Origin of the sequence: Enterococcus sp. DIV0800 (genome assembly GCF_050559735.1) — a bacterium.
Lineage (GTDB): Bacteria > Bacillota > Bacilli > Lactobacillales > Enterococcaceae > Enterococcus_A > Enterococcus_A devriesei.
In genome coordinates this window covers 2,402,162-2,421,788 of record NZ_CP187898.1, presented here as the reverse complement: position 1 = coordinate 2,421,788, position 19,627 = coordinate 2,402,162, and the positions used below count along the sequence as shown (strand labels likewise).

The window sequence follows — 19,627 nt, the reverse complement described above, 5'->3', positions numbered from 1 at the left end:
TTATGGTAAATGGTATTGTTTGCCCCACAAGAGCCCCGGAAACTCAAGTGTTTGTCAAACATTCGAAATCGAAATTGGAGGAAAAAAACGTGCGTACAACATATATGGCTAAGCCAGGCGAAGTAGAACGTAAATGGTACGTAGTAGACGCAACTGATGTTCCTTTAGGACGTCTTTCAACAGTTGTTGCATCTGTACTACGCGGAAAAAATAAACCAACATTCACACCACACATTGATACTGGTGATTTTGTAATCGTAATTAATGCAGATCAAATCAAATTAACAGGTAAGAAAGCTACTGACAAGATTTACTACCGTCACTCAAACTTCCCTGGTGGATTGAAATCAATCTCAGCAGGCGAAATGCGTGCTAAAAATTCTCGCCGTTTGGTCGAAACTTCTGTTAAAGGTATGCTTCCTAAAAACACTTTAGGCCGCGCTCAAGGCATGAAACTTCACGTATACGGTGGAGCAGAACATCCACATGCAGCACAACAACCAGAAGTCTTAGACATCACAAACTTAATTTAATAGGAGGGAAATTCATTGGCACAAGTTCAATATAGCGGCACAGGCCGTCGTAAAAATGCAGTTGCTCGCGTACGTTTAGTACCAGGAACTGGTAAAATTACTGTAAATAAAAAAGACGTTGAAGAATATATCCCACATGCTGACCTACGTTTAGTAATCAACCAACCATTTGGCGTTACTGAAACAACAGGTTCATATGATGTATTCGTAAACGTTGATGGTGGAGGCTACGCAGGTCAAGCCGGCGCTATCCGTCACGGTATCTCACGCGCTTTATTAGAAGTAGATCCTGATTTCCGCGCACCATTAAAACGCGCTGGATTACTTACACGTGATTCACGTATGGTTGAACGTAAAAAACCAGGTCTTAAGAAAGCTCGTAAAGCTTCACAATTCTCAAAACGTTAATATATCCTTATATATCAACATTTCTAGGCGTTTCGCAATTCAGTTTGCGAAGCGTCTTTTTATATCTACCATGAAGCTAAGGGTATAAGAATACATTTGTAAGGCTTTGTTGGTTTTATATAAAAAAAGTGTTAAAATCTATGCGTATAATAAATAAAAGGGGACTTTGCTATGTTAAATCAAACATTTTTAGATGTCATGAATCATGAAGGTGCGGTCAGCATTATTTCATCTAGTTCAGAAGCGCCAGGTTATCATGTTGTTAACACATGGAACAGCTATGTTCGGATTGAAGAAGATAAACTATTTATTCCTGCTGCAGGAATGCACAGTGTCCAAAAAGATGTCGAAAAAAATAATCAAGTAACCTTGACGATGGGAAGCAAAGAAGTCATCGGAACAGTCGGTCCGGGTGCTGGGTTTCATGTTCATGGGACAGCAGAATTTATTGAAGATGGGGCAATCTATAATCAAATGAAAGCGGAAATGCCATTTTTGACACGGATTTTACAAATTAATGTACTATCCATCGAACAAAAAATCTAATTATTCTCTTTAATTTAGCGTATACTATTCATAGCAAATATATTTGTCTTGGAGGAAAAATGAATATTCAACGTTTTATTAACGTTCGCAAACAGCGGGGACTTTCACAATCAGAATTAGCTGCTGGGATTTGTACGCAAGCGACATTAAGCCGTTTTGAGAATAATGGGCAAGTTCCCTCATTGAAAATTTTGATTCAACTGTGTAATCGATTAGGATTGCCAATTGGCGAATTGTTTCCTAAAGTCGGTATTCGCCAACCAGAACTTTCGAGTAAAATGGATCAAGCAGAGTTTTTCTTGATTACAAGCGAATATCAACAGCTAGCAGACATACTAGCTGGGATTTCGGTCGATACGATTGAAGGCCCGTTCTTGAAGTTTCGCTATTACTACTTGCAAGGTTTTGTGATGATTTTTCAAAAGGCTGCCATTACTGATATCCTGTTTACTTTTGATAAGCTTCTATTAATGGAGAAAGAACATAAAAATCCAATCTTTCAATTATTAGCATTGACAGGTAGCGGTATGGCTTATTCTCGAGATGGTGATATCGAAAAGGCGGAATTCTACTTCGAGCAAGTATTTGAAAATATCTTCAATTATTCGATCGAAACGACTGAAGATACTTGGCGAGTGTTGAATATCGTGTTTCATTGTGGTGAGTTTTATGGTGAACACCATGAATTCGCTACGAGTAACGCGTTATTAGAATACGCGATTACTATCTGCTCGGATAATCATGTAACTTATTATCTGGCGCGAGCAGCTTATCAATTGGCGGTCAATGCAGTCTGTGAGCAGCAACCTAAAACCGAGATCAACGAACGCTTAGCGGATGCAAAAGCTTATGCTAAAATCAATCGCAATCGAATTCTGTTAGATAAAATTGCGAAATTACAAAAACAAATAAATACACAACAATGAGATCTTTAGATGTTTTGCTTGTATTATCAAGCAAAATAGCATGTCTATAGTATACGGATATAAGATTATTTTGATGCTAAAAGCTTCTTTCGATATATCAATAAGCGGAAAATCTCCGCTTGTTTTATCGAAAGAAGCTTTTTTGTGTTGTTTATATAAAAAAATATATATTTAATGTTGACTAAAATATCATAACGGAGTAGACTGTGTCCGTAACGAGTGTGAAAGGCATCACATTAGTTTGTAGGTTGAGAGGTAGTGAGTAGAAATGGTAGCTAGCCGACAAATTCGAGCTATGGGTACAGTCATCGATATAACTCTATCAGATGATGCCTCAGAAGAGCTAATCACATTGGCGGAAACAAGAGTGCAACAGTATGAACACCGCTTTAGTGCGAATGATGCCACTTCGGAATTGATGCAAATTAATTCGAACGCTGGAATAAAAGCGGTTACGGTAAAGCCGGAACTTTTTGATTTAATTCAGCTAGGGTACTCTCATAGTCTGAATAAGGATGACTACTTAAATATTGCGATTGGTCCTTTAATTCAGACTTGGCGAATCGGTTTTGAAAATGCTCGAGTACCAGCTCAAGCAGAAATTCGTTATCAATTACAATTGATTGACCCTCAGCAAATCGTTTTAAATCCTGATAAATGCTCAGTTTTTTTACCTAAAAAAGGAATGAAAATTGATTTAGGAGCATTAGCTAAGGGCTATATTGCAGATTTACTTGTGGCAGAACTGCAACAAGTAGGAGCAACGGCAGGCTTGGTGAATCTTGGTGGTAATGTATTAACCTTTGGCATAAGTAATCATCAAGACGGATTATGGCGCATTGGGATTCGTGATCCAAACGGAACTGAATCTGATTTAGCACGTGTTTTAAAGGTGGGGACCAAATCAGTAGTTACTTCAGGAATTTATGAACGAACGTTACAAGTTTCAGGACAAACTTACCATCATATTTTCGATTCAACAACAGGTTATCCAATCGCGACCAATTTAGCTAGCTTGACGATCATATCGAATGATTCAGTTAGTGGGGAGATCTGGACTACACGCCTTTTTGGATATTCCGCTCCAGAAATTTTGCGCCGTGTATCAAATCTACCCGGTATCGAGGCTGTAATCTTATTAAAGGACGGAACTGAGTACCTCTCAGCAGGAATGTCAGCATATATATAGAAAGAAGGATCATTATGAGAAACTTTTTGGCAATTGTAGGAACAAATTCTGAAAAATCTACTAATCGTGAATTACTTAAATATATGAAGAAGCACTTTGCTAAACAGACCAACATTGAACTCGCTGAGATTAGTGAGCTGCCGATGTTCAATAAACCAGAGGACATGTCGCTCCCAATCGAAGTTCAACACTTGGCAGATAAGATTGAAGCCAGTGATGGTGTCATCATCAGTACACCTGAGTATGATCATGCTGCGCCAGCTGCCTTGATCAATGCCTTAAACTGGTTATCTTATGGAATATATCCATTTGTCGATAAACCTGTGATGGTTACCGGGGCTTCTTATGGAACATTAGGTTCTTCGAGAGCACAAGCACACTTACGCCAAATTTTGGATGCACCTGAATTAAAAGCACGAGTGATGCCCAGCTCTGAGTATTTATTGTCTCACTCACTGCAAGCTTTTGATAATCAAGAAAATTTAGTAAATATTGATGACATTACCCGTTTAGAAGGTCTATTTCAAGATTTTTTAGTCTTTGTTGAGATTTCAAAACAGATGAACGGGGCTCATGCACAAAATAAAAAAGAGGCTATTAATTTTTCTTGGGAATCTGCCGAACGTTAAAGCACATTTTTGAATGTATAGTTAAAGGAGAAAAAGATTATGAAATTAATTGGAATCGTCGGTTCAGCGGCTGATAAATCATATAATCGCCAATTACTACAATTTATTGCGAAAGAATATTATACATTATTCGATTTGGAAATTTTAGAAATCGCGAACATCCCAATGTTTAATCAAAGCAAAGATCAGACCAACAGTGTGGCTATCCAAAATATGGCTCGTAAAATTATGGGAGCTGATGGTGTGATTATCGCGACGCCAGAACACAATCATACAATTCCGGCTAGTTTGAAGAGTGTTTTGGAATGGTTATCTTTCAATATTCATCCACTTGAAAACAAACCCGTTATGATTGTTGGAGCCTCTTATTATGATCAAGGTTCTTCGCGTGCACAATTACATTTACGGCAAATTTTAGATGCTCCTGGAGTCAATGCAATCGTAATGCCCGGCAATGAATTTTTATTAGGTAATGTGAAACAAGCCTTTGATGATGATGGCAATTTGAAAAATGAAGGTACTATAAATTTCTTGGGAACGGTATTAAATAAGTTTGTCCAATTTATTGAGGTCGTTTCACAATTAGATGGCGCTGCTCCTAGAGCAATGCCTGAAGATTTGTATGCTAAAGGAACAATTGCAACTACCATTGAAGATATCGAGATGGCGGCCGAAGATTGGGTCGAGCAAGCTTCTGAAAAAGTTCAGGCGGTTAAGGGCAACACCTATGTGGAATTAGATCGAGGAATCTTGACGGTTGACCAGTTGAACTATTTCTTAAAATCAATGCCGATGGAATTAACCTTTGCCGATGATAATAATCAATTCTTATATTACAACAAAAATGCTGAACCAGAGGATATGTTTGCTAAACGTTGGCCGAAACAAGTTGGAAATGCTTTAGCATATTGTCACCCTGAACAGGTGCATAAAAATGTCAGCTGGGTGATTTCGCAACTGCGCTCCGGTGCCCAAGACGCTATTCGGGTACACGTGCCAACACACGGACCAGATAAGTTTGTTGTCCATACTTATCAAGCGATGCATGATGATGACGGAAACTATGCCGGCATCAATGAATACATCTTAGATTTCAATCCGTTAGTTGATTGGTATTTACAACAAACCGGTCAAAAGCTTGTCGCAGACAGCAACACTGAGTCGGCTGATGCTGTCAGTGGTGCATCAAAAAAGGAACCCCCTAAACCAGCTGCTGAAAGCACTCCGGCGAGCCAGCCGTCTGCACCAGTCGTTGAGCTGAAACCAAAAGCAGATGCTGTCTCAAGCGCGTCAAAACATTAAAAAAATTGATAAGGAAATCAGTATCGATGGTTGTCAAAGTCCACAAGAATGCTTCTGAATTTTGGTTAGCCAATTCATAATAGCTCTAAGTATTTAACAGTCTGGTTAAACTCGTGACTCAGTTTAGAAGAGATCAAAAAGCTGTTATTTCTTCTAGCTAATCTAGTTCGATAATAATAACTCGCTAAGAGAACTCCTATGATGTAATTACGGACTAATTGTTCGATGTAATACATTAAAGGAGTTTTTTTATGGCAACTAAAAAATTAACAGCGAGATACTCCACTGTATTTAAAGAACCATTATAGCTCTCAATAAGACGGACGGTCCGCCAACTCACTAGCAAAAGAATATGGCATAAGTATCTTGCCAATCAGTAAATGAATTAATCAAGTCAACCATAATAATAATTAAGTTGTTTCACCAAGAGAACGATCATTATTCAAAGAGAATCAAGGTTTGAAGGAAGAAACTGATATTTTAAAACGAGCGATGTGTTTTAATCAAAAAAATAACTATTCAAAGACTCTGTCTTATGTTGAGGATTATTACGACCAACTTAAAGGCTAGCCACCACATTTCCCATATTCTAAACGTGCTAAAAAAATTTCAAAGTCTATCTATTATGATTATTTGCATGGGTAACCAAGTCAAACCGTCATTACGTAGCAAGCTACCTAAAAGAAAGTACTCGATTATTGGTTGACATATCCCTTGTATGTCTATCTATGATTAACGCTATTGATAAATAAAAAATCAATCAATCCCGCTAGTGCAAGTTTCGCCTACCAGCTAAGGTTAACAAATTCAATGATGAAAGTGTACAGCTCATTGTATTAAATACTTTTTAGTGTATTCGATAGTTGTGTATTAATTAATGAATAATAAAAGCCGGCTAACTAAGAGAAATAAGTAGAACTATTTCCCAAAAAATAATAGTGAGGCTTCACAGATATAGGTCAGACATCAGAGATTATACAGTTGTGATCAGCTTATTTTTTAATTAAAAAACAGTTGTAATATTATTTCTATTGTTTAATAATAGAGTGGATAAGAAAATAAACATTATTTTTAATATCAATAAACTTCTGTATAGTTATTTTTGTTGTGTCCATAGTATTTTTTAGTTAACTAAAAAAGTACTATCTATTATAATTTTGACGCTATAAAATAATGTGAATTAATTTAATTATTGATAGTATCCCATGTTTTATACTAAAGATCGGCTTATATCATTGTAATGTAATAGGAAATAATCCCTATGAAATAACATTAGTTATATATAAAGGGGTAGGTAGAAAGGAGAAATGAAGATGAAAAATCAAGAAAAAAAAAGTGTGCTGTTTGTGATTATTATTTTAAATTTTATTTTGAATGTCTTTATTGTTGGAATATTGCCAGCTTTTGCACAAACATCGCAGGAACAAAAGGAGAACAAGCTTTTTGAAAGTAATTTTGTTGATATGATTGCTGAGCAAAAGGAAAATCATGTTCAATTAAAGTTAGTGAAAAAAGGGGAACTTGCAACAGCCTCGTTCGCTTCTATTACAACTAAAATTACGTTCGATCAAGCGGTATTAACCTTAGAGAATCTCCACCAAATGGAAAAATCTCGACCGATGGATGAATTAAAACTGATGTCTCAAAGTAACGGGAGTCAAGAATTTGATTGGTCGGTAAAACGAGAAAACTTAACCGAGGATGTTACTCTTGTTTTGCCAATGATCCAATTAGCTGAAGCGAAAGTAAAAGTGTTATCCGATGAGACAGTTCTATTTGATTCGGAAGCATCAAACGATCAGACGAAGGATTCTACACCAATCGAAAAGAATCATGAAACAAGTACGATAGGAACTACTGAATCTAATGTTTTTAAGGCTGGATCAGAGTCGCGGGGCACTGAAACTTCTGTAAGTCGTTCCTCTGATAATAGTCAAGAACAAAACATGGAGTCACAGAATAAGCAAACCATATCTAAGACTACTAATTCTCAAAATGATTCAACATTTAAGAGTACAAAAGAATCACAACCAGTTAAAAAGAGTAAAGAAGTAAGCGCTATCCCCGACAAGTTAGACGGGACTCATTTTGATGACTTATTTAGTTATAATGTTTACGTCAGTGGGGATCATTCGGCTAATCAGGCAGATACTGAAGGCGGAATAGCGGTAAAATGCACTAGTGCAATTGTTGCAAATTCAACAGCGGGATTTAATTATGGTGGTTATTTTGATAATAGCAGTAGTGGGTTAGGCCATACGCTAGGGCCAGAGCAGAATGTCTCACTCTTGTTAGGTGGACGTATCTATGCACAAAATATTTCTAAAAATTCTATTGCTAAAGTTGGTAATGGGTATTCTATTGTGTCTAACGCCAAACAAGGCACTGATGGTGTCCCTAGCTTAACCCCAAGTGACTGGCCAAATGTTGTATGGCCAGGACCGAATACCTATAAGGCATCAGGTAAAGTCGAATTATCTGATAATGAGCTTAAGGGGATTTTTACAAAGCTAGATGATCAGTTAGCCGATTATACAAAGCAATTAACTGCACTGACTGAACAAACAGATGTGTATCTTAATGGGAGTCAAGATTTATCAGTGAAAGGGATGAATATCCAACCCTATCCTCGGTATGAATATCGTGTAAGTAAAATGAATGAGAGAGTGTTAGTTGTTGATGTACCACCAATCAATGATGATATCGCAATTTTACCACAAGTCCAGATGGACTATTTTAACATTACTAACCCTGATCTGAAGATTGATCAAGTAATTATTACAACATCAGCAAAAAAAGTTGCTATCGTAGATGAGGCAACAGGAACAGCACTTAGTTACAAAGATAACATAAGCCATGGAAATGCAATTGCTAAGCGGATCACTTTTTTTGCACCAAAGGCAACTCAAATATCAACGTTTCGTCCAGACGGCGAGTCATGGAACTCAGTGAGGATTCCCGATTTTGATAAGGAGCTAGGAACAGAGGAAGCTAGCAAAGGTGTAGAAAATTATAATTCAACTACAGATGTTTATGGCCCGCAATTTTTAACACCGGGTCGATTAAGCACACATCCGATGGTTTGGGGCTCGATTGTAGCTCCTCAAGCGACGGTTTTAGTTTCTGGTGGAAGTATAAATGGATATGTATTTGCTAAAAACCTTCATCAGCGTGGGGGAGCTGAGATACACAACTTTATCAATCCGTTTATCACTAAAGAAGCCCCCGGCTTGTTTGACATTGTTTTATACAAACATGCTAAAGATGATGTGGATACTCCTTTAAGTGGTGCAAAGTTTATTTTACAAAGAAAAGAAGGAAATGTTGCTACTTATTATACAGGGAATAAAGAACAACAATGGGTCAGTGATGCTGATTTAGCAAAAGAATTTACTACAGATACAAATGGCAAAATCAATATCAAAGATTTAACCAAAGAAACTGGGACGGATCCGCATTACTTTTTCGAAGAAACAAAAGCGCCTAGCGGTTATAAAAAATTAACGAGCCAAATCGAAGCCAAACCTACGGAGAAGGGGAATTACCTCTATGCGGACGCCCCGAATGAATTAGCAGAAGTGCCAAAATATTCCAAATTAATTTTGCGAAAAGGTGATATAACCGGAAAACCGTTGGAGGGAGCCACCTTTATTTTGACAGATAAGGATCCTCAAAAAAATCCTGATCACAATGTTTTAGAAAGTAGCATGTCTAAAATTCAAAAACTAAATTTCCCAGAATTATCAGCTACAAATCAAGCTTCAGTAGTATTTGATTATGATTTAAAGCCAGGCACGTATTATGTATATGAGTCTGAGTTTCCTGAACAATATGGTCCTGGTAAGGAGACCCCTTCCCCTACTCATCCACTAAAGATCATAATTTCGGTAGATGGAAAAGCTCAAATTATAACTGATTATGGCGAGGGCCCAAAAAGCTTGCGCCATCAAACAATTGTTAGCAGTGATGGAAAAGAGACAGCCTTATTACTATCTGATCCTATTTTAAATTATCCTAATTTCTACAATTTGCAGATCAATAAAACGGATGAAAACGACAAGCCAATAAAAGATATCGTTTTTAAAGTGACTGCTACAAATAAGAACATTGAGAAATCAACAGATGCCCAAGGAATTGCTGATTTTAGTGAGTTAGCAATGGACAAAAAATATAAAATCGAAGAAGTTAAGACTGTATCTGGCTATGGTTTGTGGCGAGGGTATATCAATATGGTTGTTAAAAACCACAAAATAGCACCTGAACTCAGGGATCAAGATGGAAATTTGATATCTAGTAATAGTTATACTTGGGACATCAATACTCGGACCTTATCCCTAAAAATAAGGAACCATAAAATCCCTAAATTGCCTATGACAGGCGGATCGGGTAACAGGTTGCTGTGGATTAGCGTAATTATACTAATGACAGGATTTATTGGTTATAAAGTGGATGAAAAAAGGAGGAGTAAATGATGAACAAAAAAATCAGTTTCATTCTATTAGTGTTGTTTTTGGGGTTAATTACAAGTGTTGCAGGTGGCTACCCAGTTTCTGCAGAGACAGAGGGTATACCCGTCTCAGATATAAATGTTCATGAAAAAGGTTCAGTTACTGTTCATGCGGTTCAAAACCCTAGTAATAGTACAGTCATTCCAGATATTTCCGGTAATGGGACACAGCAAAAATTAAATGATACTGAGTATGCGAACGTGGGCTCAGGGATCAAGTTTAGTCTTATGAAAATTTCTCGTTCGGATGCTTACAAGTTAGGTTGGAGTCCTAGTAATAAGATGAAGGGACAGAATTTAGATATAGCTAAAGTTGATGCATACGTAAATAATGTAAGAGATAAGGTAGAAGAAACGACTGATGGGAATGGCGAAGTTACTTTCGATCAAACTAACTTTGCACCCCTCGGCAAGCTAGATACTGCAAATCCAGAAGCAAATCTATTTTTGATTGTTCAAATAGGTGACTTACCAGCGGGTGTAACTAGTCGTCCGGCACCAATCATTGTAAATGTACCAAGCCAAAATCCAGATTATGTCAAAGGAAACCAAAATTATTATTTGTATGATGTCCATCTATATCCTAAATTTGAACAAGATACAACCGAAGTTTATTTTAAGAAGGTAGATGAAAAAGGCCAGGCGCTGCCAGGAGTAGAATTTGTTTTACGTCGTAATGAACCAACTGGACGAGGGACAGATTATTTAAGTGAATCACCTGCTGGAAACGGACCGTGGGTAACCAATGGGGAATTAAATTTTGTCTCAAAGAGTCAAGAAAATTCACCGATTTCTAAGCCATATGTCTTTATTACAGGAAATGATGGAATGATCCGAATCCAAGGTTTAACTCAAGGACATTACCGCGTAGAAGAAAAACAAAACCAATCCAGCGAAAATAAGAATACCTTCTTACCGAACAAGAAAGTTATTGATTTTACAATTGATGATAACGATCTTAAAAATAATGTGAAGAAAGATATTTTAAATGGAGGAACCTTTATCAACTATGATAAGCCCAAAATTGCGAAAACAATCCAAAAGAATAGTTCTCATCGCGATGAAATAGTGAAATTTACCTTAGAACCCACAATTCCAGGTGATATTCAGAACTATGGGAAATATATCGTAAAGGATACTTTAGATTCGAGATTAAATCTTGTAAGTACATCAAAAGTCATCACGATCAAAGGGACCGATATTAAATTAGCCGAAGGAACGGATTTTATTCTAACTGAAGGCAATGCACTAGTTTGGAAATTTACAGATAAAGGCTTGGCTAATTTAGCTAAAGCGTACAAACAAGGTGCACGAAAACTAGTGATTCCGTTTAATGCTCATTTAAACGGAACTTCGAAAGCTGATGAAGTTGTACCCAACCAAGGTCACTTAGAGTATAAAAATGATTATGATCAAGATGGTGATGTAACAACCAATGAAGTTTATGATGTGTATGGCGGCGTGAAATTTGAAAAAAGTGATCGCCATGATTCTTCAGTTAAATTAGGCGGCGCAAAATTTATTGTTAGCAATCGGGTTGATGGTGTAACGAAGTACCTAGATGTTGATGATCAAGGTGGCTGGACTTGGGTTGATGCAAAAGATAGAGAAAGAGCTAAAGTATTTGTGACAGATGCTCAAGGCCGTTTCGATATTATAGGATTAGATTTTTCTAAGAAAATCCGAATTGAGAATAATAAAGATACACTAATTCCAATTGAAGATGGTCAAACTGTTAATAACTATGCATTAGAAGAAGTTGAAGCACCCAAAGGATATGCTAAACTCGCAGCACCGCTGGAATTTAAGGTCACTCCGGGTTTTGAGACAAATAAAATTTTGATAATTGAAAATGCGAAGGAGGCTGAAATTCCATTAACTGGTAGCGTGACATCTAATCTGTTAATAATTGTTGGAATAATTCTATTGAGTACAGGGTTCATAATTTATAAACGTTCAAAAAAAATATAAGGAGATGAGTCATCGATGAGGAAAAAGAAAGCCATTGTTCAATGGTCGATGATTTTTATGATGTTAATCGGAGCAGGTGCAATTCTTTATCCTCTAGGTGCCAATATTTACGAGCGATATACTCAACAACGTGTGGTTAGTAGTTTTAGAAAACAAGTTTCTGAGAATGGAAGACAACAGATAGAACGTGAAAAGAAAATTAAAAAATATAATCAAGATGTTGCCAAAAGAACCCGACCGGAAATTTCAGATCCATTCGTAACACATTCTGATGTGCATGATGGAGCGTATGATTTATATGAAAGTCTATTAGGAAAAATTGTGGGAACCATACGTATACCCAAAATTGATGTAGAATTACCAATTTATTTTGGTACAAATAAACATCAATTGGATAAAGGTGCGGGGGTAATTCCGGGAACTAGTTTACCGGTCGGTGGTTTGGGGACGCATAGTGTCATTACGGCTCATAGAGGGTTGCAGAAGGCACGAATGTTTACGGACTTACCGGAATTGAAAATAGGAGACAATTTTTTTATCGATCAGTCTAGTGGCATATTAGCTTATAAGATCAATCAAATTGTGACGATTTTGCCTAATGATTCAAGACAAATACAAATTGTTCCAGGCAAAGATTATGTAACACTGTTAACATGTACGCCGTTGGGAGAAAACACTCATCGATTGTTAGTACGTGGAGAACGAATTCCTTATCAAAAAAAACAAGAAAAAGTTAATACACAAGATAAAAGAGCTCAGATGGGTCGTCAGTATCGTCCTCTTTTTATCGTTTTAGGAATCGTGTTTCTCTTTTTTTTGATTAACTCAATTCAAAAATGGTGGTGTAAACGTAATTTAGCTTAAATTAGCAGTGAATCTAAATTACTTTTTCAAGAAAATTTAGATCAGTCAATATAATAGTTATTAGGATACTTAATACATTTGATGTATCGAGAGGTTTTGGAATAGAAACAGATATTACTTTTTTGTTAGTTGTTATTAAGATGATTCGATGTTAGGGAAGAAGTTATCCAGGTAGACTAGGCTTAGAAAAAATAGTTGGAGGATGAAGATGAAAAAGAAGACAAAGTTTATTATTGCCGGAGTTGTTGGGTTAGCAGTAGCAGGTGGGGGTATTTTTGCTGTTCAATCGGCACATCAGGAGCCACAATACAGTCTTTATACGGTGAAGACGGCGGACGCTTTACAATTGAAAGGCAAAGTAGAGCCTGTCAAAAAGCAACTTTACTTTTTAGATACGACAAAAGGTACGATTAAAAATGTACCAGTAGCAAATGGTCAAGAAGTTTCTGTTGGGACACCTTTATTAGAATATCAAAATGCAACAGCTGAAAATGAAATGGTCACACAGCAGCATGCGGTGAATAAAAGTTCGTTGGATGCTTCTCAAGCGGAAGCGAATGTAGCCGCTGGGGAACGTCAAGTTCAAACAGCGACCAATCAAGTCAATGCAACGCAGCAAAAAATTGCTCAGGCCAAGGATCAAGAAGAAAAGGCTGCGTTGAATGAACAGTTGAAACAACAGCAAGCAGAATTACAAACGGCAACCGATCAGTTGAGTCAATCACGTTTTGCAGTTCAGGGAGCCTATGAAGATATTCAATCAGCGAAGGATGTCTTAGCGGGACAACAACAACAAGCCTCCGCAACGATCAGTGCGGAGATGGATGGGATCGCCGCAGTGGATGAAAAAGGTGAAGCGTCCCCTGAGGTACCTGTCATTACGGTTTCTAGTAAGAGCAAGCAAATTAAAGGGATCGTGACGGAATATGATCTAGATAAATTAGTGCCGGGACAAGTCGTCCAAGTAGCGACAGTAGGCGATAATCGGAAAGCCGAAGGGAAGATCAAAAGCGTAGCTGCCACTGCAATCGCAGCGAATTCTGACAGCAATAATGTGGCTGCTTATGAATTTATTGTAGAAGGTGATTTTCCTTGGTCAGACGATCTATCGACGATCATCACCTTAAAACAAAATCAATTGTTGTTACCAGATGCAGCAGTTAAACAAAAAGGCAGCAAGCAATATGTCTATAAATATGTTGATGGCAAAGCCAAACAAGCCGAAATCCAAACACAGGAAGCAGGCGGTCGGAAAGTGGTTCAATCTGGGCTGAAGGCGAATGATCGAATCATCGAAAACCCAGATGGTGATATCGCCGATGGTACGGAGGTTCAGGTGAGCGCTAATGATTAAGCTAGAGCATATTTATAAAGCTTATGATGCTGGCGGAACCCCCTTGAATGTATTGGATGATATTAATTTTTCAATTGAGACTGGGGAGTTCGTCGCCATCATGGGGCCTTCGGGATCAGGCAAGTCCACGTTAATCAATCTTTTGGGTTTTATTGATCGGACCTTCAATGGTCATTACTATTTTAAAGGTCGGGAGATTGCGGATTTTAAGGACGAGGAATTATCGGAGATTCGCAATCAGTCGGTGGGCTTTGTTTTTCAAAATTTTAGTCTGATTGAAAATTTGACGGTCGCAGAAAATGTTGAACTACCGCTTTTATATGGTGGCGCCAAACATAATGAGACACAGAAAAAAGTTAAGCAGGCATTGGCTAGAGTTGGATTGGCAGATAAATTGAATCAGCTACCTAAACAATTGTCTGGTGGTCAGCAGCAACGGGTAGCGATCGCGCGGGCATTGATCAATCAGCCGAGCTTTATTATTGCCGATGAACCGACAGGGGCTTTAGATACTCAGACTACTGAGGAAATCATGCAGCTGTTTAAGCAGTTGAATAATGAAGGGGTCACGATCATCTTAGTGACTCACGATCCAGAAACGGTGGTTTATTGTGATCGTTTGCTAAAAATCAGAGATGGAAAAGTTCGTGAGGAGGAGCTGCACGTATGAGAAATTATATTCTTTGGCGAACGGCTTTTCGTTCGATTTTCAAAAATAAGCGTCGCAGCTTCTTAACGATGTTTGGGATCATTATCGGAATCGCTGCGGTGATCACGATTGTGGCTTTGGGTAATGGATTCAAACGGAATATTTTGGCGGATTCAACTGGCACCGATCAAACCGGTCAAACGAAATATATCAATATCAAATACAACGATTTTGAGAACATGGTCAAGGAAGATTCCGGGATTTCTCAGACGGACAAAAACATGGCTGCCAATATCCCGGAAGTCAAAGAAGTCAGCTATTATAAGGCCTCAAAAAAGGATAGCAATCCGACCGTTGATTTTTATGACAAAAATACAAAGTTAAATATGGTGGTCGAGCCTACGAAAGAAACTAGTTTGACGATGCTAGCGGGACGGCAGCTGACACCTGCGGATAGTGACGGCTTGAATAAAGTAGTCGTACTGGATGAAGTGGTGGCGAAACAGCTTTTTGGATCAAAAGAAAATGCGTTGAATAAAGCTTTTGATTTGAAAGGGCAGGTCTTTACAATTGTCGGCATCTCAGAGAATACTTCCGGCGAGATCAGTCCGCAAAATTATGATCCGCTAGCCTTTTTCCCTAAAAAGACGTACACCCGCTATTTAGGATCTAAAGAAGATCACTCGGTGTTAGCAATCAAATTCAATCCACAAGCGGATCAACATGTCGCGATGGATAAGGTCTTGAAACAGCTGAATGTCAATGGCGAAAGCCGCCTCCAAGGGGAATACCAAGACTATGATCCATCGGCAGAAATTAAGCAACTTGGTTCAATGCTGGATCAGATGACCTTCTTTATTGGAGCTGTTGCGGCGATCTCATTATTTATCGCAGGTGTCGGTGTAATGAATATGATGTACATCTCTGTCTCGGAACGAACTAGAGAAATCGGGATTCGGCGAGCATTGGGGGCCAACGCCCGTTCCATCAAACGTCAATTTCTGTTTGAAGGAATCGTCTTGACCTTAAGTGGCGGTGTGATTGGCTATGTGTTAGGAATCCTAATTGCTTTTGGTGCGTCCTTAGCATTGCCGTTTTCTGTTCGACCAGATTTAATGACCGTTCTTATTTCAATTGGAACGTCGGTCATTATTGGTGTAGGCTTCAGTTATTTGCCAGCCTCAGCGGCAGCCAAAAAAGAATTGATCGATATTTTAAAATAAACTTCCGCAATTGCGGGAGTTTTTTCTTATGGTAAGATAAGCAGAATTAGAGAAGTGAGGGGATTAACAGTGAATTTGAAACGCTTGCGCTATTACGAAGGAAGTTTCTTTCTGATTGTCTGGTTGCTGTTTTTTTGTGGGGTGCTGATTTTCATCGCCAATAGGATTTTATGGTTGCTGCGGTTATTATTCGTCCGCACTGTTTGACAAGATCGGCAGTTGTGATTTTTGGGGCGACGGATCAAACGACAGCCGACTTTTTTTCAAAAATTTTCTTTTTTTATTAGGAAGCTTTGGGCTGTCTTTACTAACGGCGACCTCAAAACAGCATCACTTGCGCCAAGGCTTATTTGGATCTTAGTGGTGACAGGCGTAGGTTCTCTTTATGACAGTTATTTTTACTGATCAATTGCTGGATCATTTCGAAGCTGTTGTGATCGTTAGAATAAAAATGGAGTGGCTTTTTTCCACTCCTAAAATTTTTAGCGCATGGAGCGCACGTTTTGCGGAGAGGCGTTGAATAGTTCGTTGAATTTTTTGTAAAACTGTGTTCGGTTGGTGAAGCCGACATATTCGCAGATAATGTCAATCGAAATATTGGTTGTTAAAAGCAAATGGTGAGCTTCGTGAAGGCGTTGCTCGATCACTAGCTGTTTAAAGTTTTTTCCGGTCTCTTTTTTGATTAGATTCGATAAATAGCTTCGATTATAGCCCAGCTCAGCAGCTAATTCCTGCAAAGAAATATCTTTGGCGTTTTCTTCAATTCGTCGCAGGATGAGCAGGACGTTGCTCGTGCTGGAGTTTTAGTACCGTAGATATGAGAAAGCTGTGCGTGATAGACGCGAGAAAGCTGAAAGATTGATATCAGAAGTTTTAAATAAAAAATTGATTAATAAATCATTTTCCCCTAATGGATATAATTCATGCTGTAAATTAAACTTTTCGCGGGTTAAGAAGATAATTAATCATTTGTATCTACTATTTACTAACTGAATCGCATCTTTTTCAATCTGAAAGCAAGTAGTCAAACACCCTCTTTGATTCTTCAGCCGATCCTTAGTATAATGATCCTGTTTTGAAAATCGCGTCTGTGCGCGATAGGAGGAAGTACATAGCATGAAAACCAATTTTTGGGCAGAATTGCCAAAGCCCTTTTTTATTTTGGCACCGATGGAGGATGTGACGGATGTTGTTTTTCGGCATGTAGTCAAAGCAGCCGGAGCGCCGGACGTCTTTTTTACAGAATTTACGAATTCAGATAGTTTTTGTCACCCTGATGGAATTGAAAGCGTGCGTGGTCGCTTGACGTTTACGGAAGATGAGCAACCGATGGTGGCGCATATTTGGGGAGATAAACCGGAATTTTTCCGTGAGATGAGCATTGCGTTAGCTGAGATGGGCTTTAAAGGAATCGATCTAAATATGGGCTGTCCGGTCCCCAATGTCGCCGAGCGAGGCAAAGGAAGCGGTCTGATCTTGCGACCAGAGGTAGCAGCGGAGTTGATCGAAGCGGCGAAGGCAGGTGGATTGCCGGTCAGCGTCAAGACCCGTATTGGCTTTACCGAAAAAGACGAGCTTGAAGCATGGATCAGTCATTTGCTAAAACAAGATATCGCGAATCTGTCGGTCCATATGCGGACGAGAAAAGAAATGAGCAAAGTCGATGCTCATTGGGACTTGATTCCTGAAATCGTCAAATTGCGAGATGAAATCGCGCCGCAAACCTTGATCACCATCAACGGTGATATTTTGGACCGTCAGATGGGATTAGAATTAGCGGAAAAATATGGTGTGGATGGTATCATGATCGGTCGTGGTATTTTCAAGAATCCTTATGCTTTTGAAAAAGAAGTGAAGGAACATACACCAAAAGAAATGATGGATTTGTTACGGTTACAACTGGATTTGCAAGACCAATTCGCTGAACAAGTTCCTCGTTCAATCGTCGGCTTGCATCGCTTCTTTAAGATTTACGTGAAAGGCTTCCCTGGTGCGAATGATTTGCGTGTCAGCCTGATGAATACGAAATCAACCGCGGAAGTGCGAACGATCTTAGATCGCTTTCAATAAGCTTGGTTAAAAGTTCTTTTTCTCACTTTGAGAAAAAGAACTTTTTTGATCGTGATTAGCGATCTCACGCTCTTTTTCTTAAAAACTATTGACAGGGCCAACTGCTTTTCGGTACGGTTAACACAAGCAAATGAATGCGCTAACAAAAAAGGAGGAATCGGATAAATGTTTGAACTAACAGGAAAAGTTGCAGTTGTTACAGGAGCCAGCAGTGGTTTAGGGCGAGATGCGGCTATCGCGTATGCGGAAGCTGGGGCAGATGTGGTTTTATTGGCGAGAAGGTTGGAACGGTTGGAAGAAGTCGCGGCGGAGATCAAAAAGATCGGTCGCGATGTGTTGGCGATTAAAATGGATGTCACCGATGAGGAAAATGTAAAAGCCGGCATCCAACAAGCTTATGATCATTTTGGCCACTTGGATATCTTGTTGAACAACGCGGGGATTGCTGTCAGAGGCGGGGTCGATTCTTTGACGGTAGAAGATTTTGATAAGTCGATGGATGTGAATGTCAAAGGGATTTTCCTTGTTAGTAAATATGTAGTGAAGCATATGATGGACAATCACTATGGCCGAATCGTCAATGTGGCATCGATCAACGCGGTGATGGCGGATAAAGAAGATGTGTTTATTCGTCATTCTTACAATGCTAGTAAAGCAGCCGTGCTAGGGCTAACAAAGGGCATGGCGGCCAGCTACGGAAAATACAACATCACTACGAATGCGATTGGGCCAGGTTTATTCGAATCTGAGATGACCGAAGATACTCTCTTCAAGTCGAAAGACTTTTTAAATCTATACCAAGGTTTGAATCCGATGAGTCGTCCAGGAAAACGCGGTGAGTTGAATGGAACGATCCTTTATTTTTCAAGTGACGCGTCAAGTTATACAAATGGACAGTTTATTGTGATCGACGGCGGCATGTCGATCGTCTAAGGGATACGTGCTGCAATCAAAGAAATCACAGCCTAGAAAGGTACCAGAAAATGTTTGGTATCTGCTGGGCTGTGATTTTTATACCTCAAACTCACTAAAAAAATGATACGATAAAGGATGAAACAGAGAAAGGAATACGCGATGGAAAATAGAATGATCCAGCAAAGGATGGAGCGCTTTAAAACGTTTGGTCAGACATTGAAAGGCGCGAAGGTTTATTTTCGGCAGGATTGGCAAGTCTTTTATTTTGATCTGCAAGGAAAAATGTTTGGGATGATGAGCGATCAAGCAAATGAAGAAACAATCATCACCTTGAAAAATCTGCCGACAAAAAATGAAGAACTACGAGAAATGTATCAGGGAATTGTGAGTCCAGGCTATTATACGAATAAGAATCACTGGAATTCGATTAAGCTAGTCAGCGAGGAATTAAACGATCAAGCAATCGAACAATTAATTGAAATTTCTTACCGGCTAGTCTATCAAAAATTAACAAAGAAACAACAAGCTGAGCTAATGTAAC

Annotated in this window: 17 protein-coding genes; 16 read left to right on the top strand and 1 reads right to left on the bottom strand. The window is 38.7% G+C overall.

Translation table 11 applies throughout. The features are described 5' to 3' along the window. The first annotated feature begins 104 nt into the window (after nucleotides 1-104). The 13 genes from rplM to IGI54_RS11610 all read left to right on the top strand — a co-directional run bounded on the left by rplM (nucleotide 105) and on the right by IGI54_RS11610 (nucleotide 16,101). Nucleotides 105-533, top strand: coding sequence for a 50S ribosomal protein L13 (rplM, locus tag IGI54_RS11670; protein ID WP_071862708.1), 429 nt, complete (start codon nucleotides 105-107; stop codon nucleotides 531-533). 15 nt (nucleotides 534-548) lie between these two features. Next, the gene (rpsI, locus tag IGI54_RS11665) at nucleotides 549-941 is read left to right on the top strand and encodes a 30S ribosomal protein S9 (RefSeq protein ID WP_071857944.1); all 393 of its coding nucleotides are present in this window, start codon (nucleotides 549-551) and stop codon (nucleotides 939-941) included. Between the two features lie 171 nt (nucleotides 942-1,112). Continuing rightward, nucleotides 1,113-1,487: a pyridoxamine 5'-phosphate oxidase family protein gene (locus IGI54_RS11660; RefSeq protein WP_430620792.1), complete on the top strand. Its 375-nt coding sequence runs from the start codon at nucleotides 1,113-1,115 to the stop codon at nucleotides 1,485-1,487. Between the two features lie 59 nt (nucleotides 1,488-1,546). Continuing rightward, nucleotides 1,547-2,413, top strand: a complete 867-nt coding sequence (locus tag IGI54_RS11655; protein ID WP_430620791.1) for a helix-turn-helix domain-containing protein — start codon at nucleotides 1,547-1,549, stop codon at nucleotides 2,411-2,413. A 268-nt stretch (nucleotides 2,414-2,681) separates the two neighbouring features. After that, entirely contained in the window at nucleotides 2,682-3,602 is a 921-nt protein-coding gene (locus IGI54_RS11650; protein WP_430620790.1) for an FAD:protein FMN transferase, read from the top strand. A 14-nt stretch (nucleotides 3,603-3,616) separates the two neighbouring features. After that, nucleotides 3,617-4,231, top strand: a complete 615-nt coding sequence (locus IGI54_RS11645; RefSeq protein WP_071862594.1) for an NADPH-dependent FMN reductase — start codon at nucleotides 3,617-3,619, stop codon at nucleotides 4,229-4,231. 39 nt (nucleotides 4,232-4,270) lie between these two features. Further along, entirely contained in the window at nucleotides 4,271-5,533 is a 1,263-nt protein-coding gene (locus IGI54_RS11640; protein WP_430620789.1) for an NAD(P)H-dependent oxidoreductase, read from the top strand. Nucleotides 5,534-6,846: 1,313 nt separating this feature from the next. Next, entirely contained in the window at nucleotides 6,847-10,005 is a 3,159-nt protein-coding gene (locus IGI54_RS11635) for a SpaA isopeptide-forming pilin-related protein (RefSeq protein ID WP_430620788.1), read from the top strand. After that, nucleotides 10,005-12,011, top strand: coding sequence for a SpaH/EbpB family LPXTG-anchored major pilin (locus IGI54_RS11630; RefSeq protein ID WP_430620787.1), 2,007 nt, complete (start codon nucleotides 10,005-10,007; stop codon nucleotides 12,009-12,011). Before IGI54_RS11635 ends, IGI54_RS11630 begins: the two co-directional genes overlap by 1 nt. Nucleotides 12,012-12,026: 15 nt before the next feature. Next, nucleotides 12,027-12,875: a class C sortase gene (locus IGI54_RS11625; RefSeq protein ID WP_430620786.1), complete on the top strand. Its 849-nt coding sequence runs from the start codon at nucleotides 12,027-12,029 to the stop codon at nucleotides 12,873-12,875. A gap of 208 nt (nucleotides 12,876-13,083) precedes the next feature. Beyond that, entirely contained in the window at nucleotides 13,084-14,229 is a 1,146-nt protein-coding gene (locus tag IGI54_RS11620; protein WP_430620785.1) for an efflux RND transporter periplasmic adaptor subunit, read from the top strand. Beyond that, a complete protein-coding gene (locus IGI54_RS11615) occupies nucleotides 14,222-14,899 on the top strand; it encodes an ABC transporter ATP-binding protein (protein WP_216430472.1) in 678 nt (225 codons plus the stop codon). Before IGI54_RS11620 ends, IGI54_RS11615 begins: the two co-directional genes overlap by 8 nt. Beyond that, on the top strand, nucleotides 14,896-16,101 hold the full coding sequence (locus tag IGI54_RS11610; RefSeq protein WP_379946156.1) for an ABC transporter permease: 1,206 nt from the start codon (nucleotides 14,896-14,898) through the stop codon (nucleotides 16,099-16,101). Before IGI54_RS11615 ends, IGI54_RS11610 begins: the two co-directional genes overlap by 4 nt. 482 nt (nucleotides 16,102-16,583) lie before the next feature. On the opposite strand, the gene IGI54_RS11605 is transcribed toward IGI54_RS11610, so the two are convergent. Next, nucleotides 16,584-16,838: a helix-turn-helix domain-containing protein gene (locus IGI54_RS11605; RefSeq protein WP_430620784.1), complete on the bottom strand. Its 255-nt coding sequence runs from the start codon at nucleotides 16,836-16,838 to the stop codon at nucleotides 16,584-16,586. A gap of 379 nt (nucleotides 16,839-17,217) precedes the next feature. Between IGI54_RS11605 and IGI54_RS11600 the strand changes: the two genes are divergently transcribed. From IGI54_RS11600 to IGI54_RS11590, 3 genes are all read left to right on the top strand, one after another. After that, complete coding sequence (locus IGI54_RS11600; RefSeq protein WP_379946150.1) at nucleotides 17,218-18,171, top strand: tRNA dihydrouridine synthase; 954 nt, start codon at nucleotides 17,218-17,220, stop codon at nucleotides 18,169-18,171. A gap of 165 nt (nucleotides 18,172-18,336) precedes the next feature. Next, nucleotides 18,337-19,104, top strand: coding sequence for an SDR family NAD(P)-dependent oxidoreductase (locus IGI54_RS11595; RefSeq protein ID WP_430620783.1), 768 nt, complete (start codon nucleotides 18,337-18,339; stop codon nucleotides 19,102-19,104). A gap of 141 nt (nucleotides 19,105-19,245) precedes the next feature. After that, nucleotides 19,246-19,626 (top strand): MmcQ/YjbR family DNA-binding protein, encoded by a 381-nt coding sequence (locus IGI54_RS11590; RefSeq protein WP_311900701.1) that lies wholly within the window; start codon nucleotides 19,246-19,248, stop codon nucleotides 19,624-19,626. The last annotated feature ends 1 nt before the right edge of the window (nucleotide 19,627 follow it).

Coding starts and splice junctions, on each gene's coding strand:
- rplM (WP_071862708.1), top strand. CDS start 105: ATGGCTAAGCCAGGCGAAGTAGAACGTAAATGGTACGTAGTAGACGCA.
- IGI54_RS11660 (WP_430620792.1), top strand. CDS start 1,113: ATGTTAAATCAAACATTTTTAGATGTCATGAATCATGAAGGTGCGGTC.
- IGI54_RS11655 (WP_430620791.1), top strand. CDS start 1,547: ATGAATATTCAACGTTTTATTAACGTTCGCAAACAGCGGGGACTTTCA.
- IGI54_RS11650 (WP_430620790.1), top strand. CDS start 2,682: ATGGTAGCTAGCCGACAAATTCGAGCTATGGGTACAGTCATCGATATA.
- IGI54_RS11645 (WP_071862594.1), top strand. CDS start 3,617: ATGAGAAACTTTTTGGCAATTGTAGGAACAAATTCTGAAAAATCTACT.
- IGI54_RS11640 (WP_430620789.1), top strand. CDS start 4,271: ATGAAATTAATTGGAATCGTCGGTTCAGCGGCTGATAAATCATATAAT.
- IGI54_RS11635 (WP_430620788.1), top strand. CDS start 6,847: ATGAAAAATCAAGAAAAAAAAAGTGTGCTGTTTGTGATTATTATTTTA.
- IGI54_RS11630 (WP_430620787.1), top strand. CDS start 10,005: ATGAACAAAAAAATCAGTTTCATTCTATTAGTGTTGTTTTTGGGGTTA.
- IGI54_RS11625 (WP_430620786.1), top strand. CDS start 12,027: ATGAGGAAAAAGAAAGCCATTGTTCAATGGTCGATGATTTTTATGATG.
- IGI54_RS11620 (WP_430620785.1), top strand. CDS start 13,084: ATGAAAAAGAAGACAAAGTTTATTATTGCCGGAGTTGTTGGGTTAGCA.
- IGI54_RS11615 (WP_216430472.1), top strand. CDS start 14,222: ATGATTAAGCTAGAGCATATTTATAAAGCTTATGATGCTGGCGGAACC.
- IGI54_RS11610 (WP_379946156.1), top strand. CDS start 14,896: ATGAGAAATTATATTCTTTGGCGAACGGCTTTTCGTTCGATTTTCAAA.
- IGI54_RS11600 (WP_379946150.1), top strand. CDS start 17,218: ATGAAAACCAATTTTTGGGCAGAATTGCCAAAGCCCTTTTTTATTTTG.
- IGI54_RS11595 (WP_430620783.1), top strand. CDS start 18,337: ATGTTTGAACTAACAGGAAAAGTTGCAGTTGTTACAGGAGCCAGCAGT.
- IGI54_RS11590 (WP_311900701.1), top strand. CDS start 19,246: ATGGAAAATAGAATGATCCAGCAAAGGATGGAGCGCTTTAAAACGTTT.